Genomic DNA, 8,203 nt, shown 5'->3' on the forward strand with positions numbered 1-8,203 from the left:
GGTACTATCGAAGGGCACACCGCCAGTTTTATTCAAAAAATTTATTACAGCAATCACCTGGTTATTGCGATTAAAAATTGGCATACACAGGAGGCTTTGGGTACGATAGCCAGGGATTTCGTCAAATTCTGGGTTAAATAGGGGATGATGGTAAGCAACTGACGTATTGAAAGACTTGCCAGTGGCAGCAACATGACCCACAACACCCTGATTGTGGGGAATCCGGCGTTCTATGGTTTTGTCCGTGTGAGGTTGGGGGATGTTTGCCCATAGTTGACCTGTGTCGGTGTCAACCATGAAAATAGTGGCTTGGTCTGCCTGTAGGACTTGACCAACTTTTAGGGTTAAAGCCTCTATAACCTGCTCTAGCCGAGTTTCCAGAGCATCATTATTGATCAGTGCGATCGCTCCCAGAAACTGTTGAAAATCAGCAGCAAAGAAATCTAACCAGCAGCTAAATTGAGGAATGGATAGGGTTTTGATGCGGTCAATTAGATGGCTGGTTTGTGAGGGTTGAGTTAACTGAGATAATGTAGCAGTAACACTACTGGTATTCGGTCTTGTCATACTTCGTCTGCTCCTGCCTTTGGAGGCGCGTGAGGGCAAGTCAACTGGGCAGATAAGAATTGCTGCGTTGATAAGTCTTCTATCGTCTTTGACTTCAAGAACATGAATTGACACCCTGGCTATAAGTAGATCTGAGGATATACCTATCCTGATTACAAGTTTGGCATATCTCTACAGTCAAAATCAGTACCCTAGGGGGTACTTTCTAGACTATAGGTTTCCCTAAAACTGTTAAGGATTGTACAATTACAATAGTTAAGTTTTCGATAAGATTTTGTAATAAAGTCAGTAAGCTCAACCCCATTACGCCCCCTGAGACCCTGAAACCCTTCCTTGAGATGCTCCCTATGACTAGGCATAAACCCTTGAATTAGGCAGGCTTAATTAAGCCTTAGGTGATTAAAACTTCACACCTAACACCTAAAACCGCTACTGGTGTCAGACCTGTGGGATGCTTACCTCAATGTCGGGAGGAGGATGTGGTTGTCTATGAAGATCTCAAGATACAAAACATGGTCAAGAATCATCATTTGGCTAAGTCGATTTCTGATCCAGGTTGGTATCAATTCACCCAATGGTTAGAATACTTTGGAAAAATCTGGGATAAAACTGTGATATCGGTCAACCTCCACTTCACATCTGCCGATTGTTCTAACTGTGGTTATCGGGTGAAAACATCCCTCAGCACCCGGACTCATAAATGTCCTCGTTGTCATCTAGAAATCTGTCGTGATCCCAACGCAGCTCTCAACATTTTGAAGCGGGGATTAGAGGTTTTAGGTGTTGAGTACAACAGTACCCTAGGGCATAGGAAACTGCCGTTAATACGGAAACGCGCAGGCGTGAGTTCGACCGCTGTTGATCAAGGGAAACCTAATTCAAGAAGTTGTCTGATTGAACCTTGAATCACATATTGTGAGAATCCCCCGTTATCATCTCCGATTTAACGGGGGAGTATGTCAAGCAGCGGAAGACATGGATTCGGAAAACACGATATTCTGGTAGTAATGTTGCAATTGGCGTGTAGCAGCTGACCAACTCCAGCGTTCAGCTTCTGCTCTAGCATTGCGGCGCAGAGTTTCCCGTTCCTGCTGTTGTGCTAAGAGACGCTGGGTTGCTGCGATCGCTCCTTGCTCATCTGCTGGATCGTATAAATACCCATTCATCCCATCCGTGACAATATCGGGAATCCCTCCAGAGTTGGCTGCTACCACAGGACAACCTGCTGCCATCGCTTCTAGTAAGACTAGTCCTAAGGTTTCTGTCCTAGAAGGAAAGATAAATGCATCAGCAGAGGCAAAGGCCGATCCGAGGGTTGTACCGGTAAGGTAACCCACGAAATGAGTCGGGGTGCCAGCAAAGTGTGCTTCTAGTTCCTTACGGTGGGGTCCATCCCCTACTAATGCTAGGCAAGCGTTGGGAATTGCTTCTAGCACTAGCTTGATCCGCTCAATTTCTTTTTCAGCAGAAAGACGGCCTACATAAAGGAGTATGGGGCTGTCTGGATTTCCTTGGGAAAGATGCGATCGCATTTGGGATGAAGCTAACTCTGGTTGGAACGTTTCCGTATCCACACCTCGCTGCCACAAGTCTACTCGCTCAACACCATGGTCTCTTAATTCCTGTACCATAGCATTAGAGGTACACAAATTCAGCTCAGCTTGATTGTGACTAACCTTAATTAACTCCCACATAACTCCTTCGAGCATACCCAATCCGTAGTGCTGGAGGTACTGAGGTAAATGGGTGTGGTAGGAGGCGACCAAGGGAATATTCATCACCTTGGCATAATACAGCCCTCCCAACCCTAATACTGCTGGGTTGACAACATGGATCAAATCTGGCTGAAACTTTTCTAATACCCCACCAATGGAGGGTCGTGGCAGGGCTAGCTTTAATTCGGGATACAGGGGTAGGGGAAAGCCAGAAACACCGTAAATTTTGGCTCCTTTGTATGTTTTTAGTCCCCCTTCTGGGCATATAACTAGCACCTGGTCACCGTTACGCTGCAAATGTTCCACCGTGTGGCGCAACCGGGTCACGATGCCATCAACTTTGGGTAGAAATGTTTCAGTAAAAAAAGCAATTCGCATAATTAGTGATTAGTCATTAGTCATTAGTCATTAATTATTTGTCTTTGATAGTCTCTTAATCCAATTTGCTTGACCCTACTCGCTAAATGTATCAGGTTTGGGGCACTTGTTGAACATGAATTAGTTTCTAGGTATTAGACCATTGGCCATGGCGTTTAGGGATTCCAGGACGCCCTTGACTCTAACCTGATCAGTTTGGTTATAATAGTGGTTTGTATGAAACCTTTTTTGACCTCAAACCCCCAAGGTAAGAGTTAATTCTTCTATAGTTCAGTAAATTCTGGAGTTGGGATCAGCACTTCTGAAGCGAAGCTAGTCCTGGGTGCAAAGTGAAATGCTCCAGCAATCGAACCCCAAATGAGTTCATCGGTTTGGGGGTCACGTCCCCTGTCAAGACTAATCAATTTTTCTTCCATTACTTCAAAGCTGCTATCGAGATAGGTTTCTTTACTATTGCGCACCACCAAGCAAGCTTTACCTGGTTCTACTTCCGCTTTGAAGCTATGACCAGTCCAGGCAACATTGAACGTGCAACCAGGAAGCTTCTCTAGCTGTTGGGCACTCAGGGATTTTAGACGTTCTAAATCACGGGAAGCTCCGTATAATAGTTTTTCATCCTGAACCTTGTAATTTTCGATTTTGATTTGCCCGTCTAGCTCAACAATCTTTAGCACCCGCACTCGGTAGGGGGTGTTGAGCATATAGTCATAGGCTTGCTCAAGGAACAAGCTACATCCATCTAGCACTGACCAAGGTAGAGGACGCATGCAGACGCGGATGTGAGCATACAATGGTGGATTCTCAAACGCCTGCTCTTGGTTACTAAAATCAGCTGCCATCCAGCGAGCTAAAGTAGCGATATCCGTAGAATGAGTCATTACCAGAAGTGTTGAACTTAGAATAGCGCGAACTTCGGATGAAGTAGTTTTTGATGCAGTTAGTATCTTTACAATACATCGTCTTGATGCAGTCGCTTATGTTTGGATTCTGCATCAAGACCAATGTAAGTATTCAGCTATCAGCTTTCAGCTTTCAGCTTATCGGCTACAGATGGTGCTACTTGAAGTGCTTTTGAATAAAATAAGCTGACGGCACCTCAAGTAGCACCATCTGTAGCGCATATGCTTACAAAATCTCGAACTATTAAATTCTCCCGTTCAAGGTTTATCTTAAGCACCTCAAGTAGCGTGAGCTTTTAGCTGACGGCTGACAGCTGACGGCTGAATGCTTACAGACCAATTGCTAAAAGCTTTAGTTGACAAGCGCCCATCATTACCATGATCCGAAGTTCCCTATTCCGTATTTGCTGTCCCCAGCGCTATAGCTGATAGCTTACTGGCAAGAGCTTGGGAATACCTCTGGTTTCTTTGGGTTATTTCAAACCTTTAATCCCAAACAATAGAAACTGTGTCACCTGAGCCTCACTAAAATTGTTATCACTCACCAAAATTAAACTCTGAGTTCCATCACTCAAGCGCGGACCAAGGGTCATTCCCTCTAAATTATCTAAGTAAATCCCCAATTCACTCAAATCCAGCAACAACTTTTTTTGCAGTGGCTTAATCTTGGAAACATCACCCTTGAGACTAGCAATTTTGGTGGTATCGGTTGCTCCACCGGTCACCACTTGATAAAGTTTGGCACTGAATCCAAATAAACCATAGGTACGCTCCAAACTCAGAAAATGTCCTGCGGTATCCACTGCTAATAACTCAGTTAAACCGTGAGAAAGGGTGTTAGGGGGGTCTGGGTCGAGTAAGTAAAGATGTTCACTAACCAGCATTGGAGGAGTAACGTCTCCAATCAAATAGTGCAACCAACGAATTCCCGCTGCTTGTTCGGTATCTGCTTCTGGCTGGTCTTGGTGTAGGGAGTACTCACTGGCACTAAATAAGCGAAATGACTCTTGCCCACTTGCTGCAGCTAGGCTGATCGGTTCTAAGGTCAATGCCTCAAAGCCTAAGTTATCCTGGATACCATTACTGACTGTTCCTAGGTCAGTGTCATTCGGTAGATAACGCTGGGGAATTTTTAAGTTTTGCAACTGTTGTCCTGTTGCTATATCAAACTGCCGAATGAATGGAGCAATGCCTTGATTAGTAGCCCCTTCACTAGAGATAAATACAGAATCTTTTCCAGACCAAGCAATCCCTTCTGGATCCAGGGTACCCCTTACAAAGGTCTCACCATTTTTATCTTTGAGGAAAGTGACATCTTCCACTTCTACGTTTTCAATCCCTATGTTTCCTGTATCGGTGGGATTGAAGGTTAGTTTTAGGGTGTAGAATCGAGCCGGAGCTAATCGAGAACGATCATCAGAAACAGCTAAAAAGCGATCGCGTTCCCGATCATAGGCCAATCCTGACAACCCTCCCACTACGGTATTTTTGAATTCCGTTTGGGGGAGTTGATACTCCCCTAAGAAGTTCACGGAAAGGTTGAGGAAGGTGCGTTCCTCTGCTGTGATGGCTGGTAAAAAGCTACAGGTAGTGGTCAGGCTACCCAGGAATATTATTACCACAACCCATAGCATATTTGATAGTTTTTTAGGTTTTCTTAACATTAGGTCAGTCTACCAGTACCTTAACTTACTTGTATTATTACTTGGTTCGACCAGAAGTGTTGATTGTTATAAATTAGGTCTAAAAAAAAGTACCAAGCTGTCTACTAACTATTGGTGCTATTTAAAAATTAAATTATGCTCGCGTCATGTTTTTAAAACAGTTTACAAAACGAGTCTTGGATAGCTTAACATCTATCCCTAAAAATTACTACCCTGTCTCTTGATGCAGTCGATCATGGTGCATCTCATATTTGTAAAAAAGAAGGTAATTGTGGGAAGTGTGGGAAGTGTGGGAAGTGTGGGAAGTATGATAATTTTATGATAATTTTGCCTAATTTAATGCATTGAGATGCACCCTTATGCGTTCTGCCCTCTGCCTTCGATACACTTTTATTATGGGTATTTAACCGGACTTGATATAAAATCCTAATGACCGAACAATTGGCAAGAAGTTGACTAGTTTACGAGATGTCTATTACAAACAGACACAAACTATTCACCAGATTGGAACCAAATCCAAAACAAACCTTGGCAAAACATCCTATCCTCTCCTGATAATGTTTGTGGACTAGTTAAAATTTCCACATCTCGATCGGGAGGATAAATTTATACTTGCTGCTGTTGGCGATTAATTAACCATCCCAGTCTTGCGCCATTATCCCTATATTCCCTCATTTTGGCCTGTGTCTTTTCCAGGGAATAACTGGGAGACATTAATTCAACCACAAAATCGGGGCACAAAGGAGCAAATCTTTCTTTTTCCGCTTGAGTCAAAGCATTCCACCGTTCAATTTTCACCCAAGACGCATCTGGAGAGCGCTCTGCACCCGAGGAAAGTTTGAAACCACCGGAAGAGTCAAAGGATTTTCCTAGCTGATTTTGGCGACTCCAAGCTCTTAACTGATACGTTAGATCAGCATTGCGTACGCTAGTTTTGCTACCCGTAGGTGGCATAATAATTAATTATCCTTTAGCTGTACGCTCGAATCTCAAGTCACGGTTAGTTTGACAAAGCTGAAAAAATTGCTTGTCAGTTAAGTCAATAATTAATTCGAGCCTAGCCGGTAAACTGACGGTATTAGGGTTCATCTTATCAGTTTAGATAGTAGCAATAGTTTTCTCAATTATAGTATAGCGCTTTTTAAGCTAGTAAGGTACATTTTTTTTGGTTTTAGGAAGCATGGAGCTAAGGCCGTGGGCCACGCTTTCGGGCTTTGCCCGACCCTGCGCAAACGCCAACGGAGCTTCGGAGCAGTAAAGTTATAAGAGGGAAAATGTAAAAAAAAATTGTACTTTATTATGCTAAAAAAAACGATATTTTATATCATCCATACAGACACGGTTTTAAAGGGATATTAGCTTAGTCCAATCATCGTGTAAAATCCCAAGGATAAGCATAAGACAGTTGGGGGTTTCAATGCTCTGTTAAACTAAATTTTTATTCTCTGTAACAGGGTAATAAAAATCAACATTAAACGTTCAAGATACCAATTTTTTTTTAGGCATTTTTAATTTAAGCTGTTGCGCATTTAAATTGGATATTATTCAGTTAGCAAAAAACCTTCAAACCCTCTCCAATGCTCCCATTCCCCCCTTACTAAGGGCAGGGCTGTTTCATTCTTTGGGATAAATTGTCAGGTCAATAAGCGTGAAAGGGATGAAACCTTGAAGAGGGTAGCCTTATTACAAAAACTTAAACCTGTTGCCCATAACCTGCCGACCATAAATGCTACCCTCAACTACTGTAACTTCAAGGGAAGTGGGGTGCTGGGGAGAGGATATTTTTAAGGTGAAAAATACCTAAGGTGCGCTTGACCCATTAAGAATTAAATTCGCGCTATAGGTGCGCGCCAAGGGCGATTTACTCGCCCTTGGGTCGCACCTTCGGGTCGCACTTTTTATTAATAAAAATTCCCCACGGTGCGCGTTCACACCGCTATCTCCCTATCTCCCTATCTCCCTATATCCCCACCAATCACATTTTAGTCCGACAATGAAACAGCCCTGGCTTACTAAGGGGGGTTAGGGGGAATTGATGCTCCCCTGCTGTCAGAACCATGGAATTTAAATGAAGACCAGCTTAAGGCTCTGCCTTGATATCTGGAAATGGTGACAAATCCTGAAAAAAATGGTTATAATATCCCTGTGAAGACAAAACATTGATTAACCCTAACAGGTTGATTAACCTTGAGGAATTTACTTAGAATTGCAGAGGTGGTCTATTCTCTATAAGTAGATTTACGGTTACGGCGGTCAACTCAGCAATTCTATAATCCCATCAGTTATTTAAGGGCAGTAAGGCAATGTATAAGAATTGCGTAATTGACATTAACTCCAAGCCTAATAAGGTTGATAGCGTTTGGCGTCTAGCCGAAACATTATCTGTAGAGGAAAAGGCTGAATTGATTGAGCGCTTGCTTGACCAAGAATCGGGGTTGATTGTGCTTTCAGCAACTACCCACTTCGCTGATTATATCCTGGCCCAGATGAGTCTTTTGTCATCAGAGGGCTTGGTGTACGTATTCAGGAAAGTTGCGGCTCAGCTGTCTAGCAAAGGGAATGGTTTGTAGATTGTTATCATTAATCACCCAGAATTTCCAGTTTGTTATTTGTTGTTGGTGGTTAGTAGGGGCGAACAGTTGTTGGCCCCTACAGTAGTTAGTAGAGATCAAGACACTCTGACTAACGACTAACCACTAACTTCTTTGAGTAAGTGACCAGCATTCAACCAGATTTGATGTAACCTCTACATAGACATACTCCAGCCGCACTGGCTGACGAGCAATGGAATCGAGGGGAATCCCATCAAAACAAGCAATAATATCCTTCAGGTCTAAAGACTCTGGTAGCCAAAAGGCTAAATCATTTCCATAGCGGCGATGAGTAAACCCTAATTCTTGGGCACGAGCGATCGCTTGTTCTTCTTGAGGGGTATCTACTACTACAATTTCTTGAGCGGGAATCTTTTGCCGTAACTCAA

Annotated in this window: 6 protein-coding genes and 2 pseudogenes; 2 read left to right on the plus strand and 6 right to left on the minus strand. The window is 43.2% G+C overall.

Features of this window, described 5'->3' with window-relative positions; genetic code table 11:
* On the minus strand, positions 1-567 hold a 567-nt coding region (locus F6K38_RS26110), incomplete at its 3' end, for a GAF domain-containing protein (RefSeq protein ID WP_287357969.1).
* A 395-nt stretch (positions 568-962) separates the two neighbouring features.
* Between F6K38_RS26110 and F6K38_RS26115 the strand changes: the two genes are divergently transcribed.
* Entirely contained in the window at positions 963-1,472 is a 510-nt protein-coding gene (locus F6K38_RS26115) for an RNA-guided endonuclease InsQ/TnpB family protein (RefSeq protein ID WP_502709600.1), read from the plus strand.
* 54 nt (positions 1,473-1,526) lie between these two features.
* Here the strand turns inward: F6K38_RS26115 and F6K38_RS26120 are convergent, their stop codons facing one another.
* From F6K38_RS26120 to F6K38_RS26135, 4 genes and pseudogenes are all read right to left on the minus strand, one after another.
* Entirely contained in the window at positions 1,527-2,660 is a 1,134-nt protein-coding gene (locus F6K38_RS26120; RefSeq protein WP_287357972.1) for a glycosyltransferase family 4 protein, read from the minus strand.
* Positions 2,661-2,923: 263 nt separating this feature from the next.
* On the minus strand, positions 2,924-3,538 hold the full coding sequence (locus F6K38_RS26125) for a chromophore lyase CpcT/CpeT (RefSeq protein ID WP_008180176.1): 615 nt from the start codon (positions 3,536-3,538) through the stop codon (positions 2,924-2,926).
* A 494-nt stretch (positions 3,539-4,032) separates the two neighbouring features.
* Positions 4,033-5,193, minus strand: a complete 1,161-nt coding sequence (locus F6K38_RS26130) for an esterase-like activity of phytase family protein (RefSeq protein ID WP_008180175.1) — start codon at positions 5,191-5,193, stop codon at positions 4,033-4,035.
* A gap of 526 nt (positions 5,194-5,719) precedes the next feature.
* Positions 5,720-6,312, minus strand: a pseudogene (locus F6K38_RS26135) (Uma2 family endonuclease).
* Between the two features lie 1,214 nt (positions 6,313-7,526).
* On the opposite strand from F6K38_RS26135, the gene F6K38_RS26140 reads away from it, so the two are divergent.
* Positions 7,527-7,793, plus strand: a complete 267-nt coding sequence (locus F6K38_RS26140; RefSeq protein ID WP_008180172.1) for a hypothetical protein — start codon at positions 7,527-7,529, stop codon at positions 7,791-7,793.
* A 126-nt stretch (positions 7,794-7,919) separates the two neighbouring features.
* Here F6K38_RS26140 and F6K38_RS26145 read toward each other — a convergent pair.
* Positions 7,920-8,203 (minus strand): annotated as a pseudogene (locus tag F6K38_RS26145) (ABC transporter ATP-binding protein); the annotation flags it as partial.

The organism is Moorena sp. SIO3B2, from assembly GCF_010692525.1.
Lineage (GTDB): Bacteria > Cyanobacteriota > Cyanobacteriia > Cyanobacteriales > Coleofasciculaceae > Moorena > Moorena producens.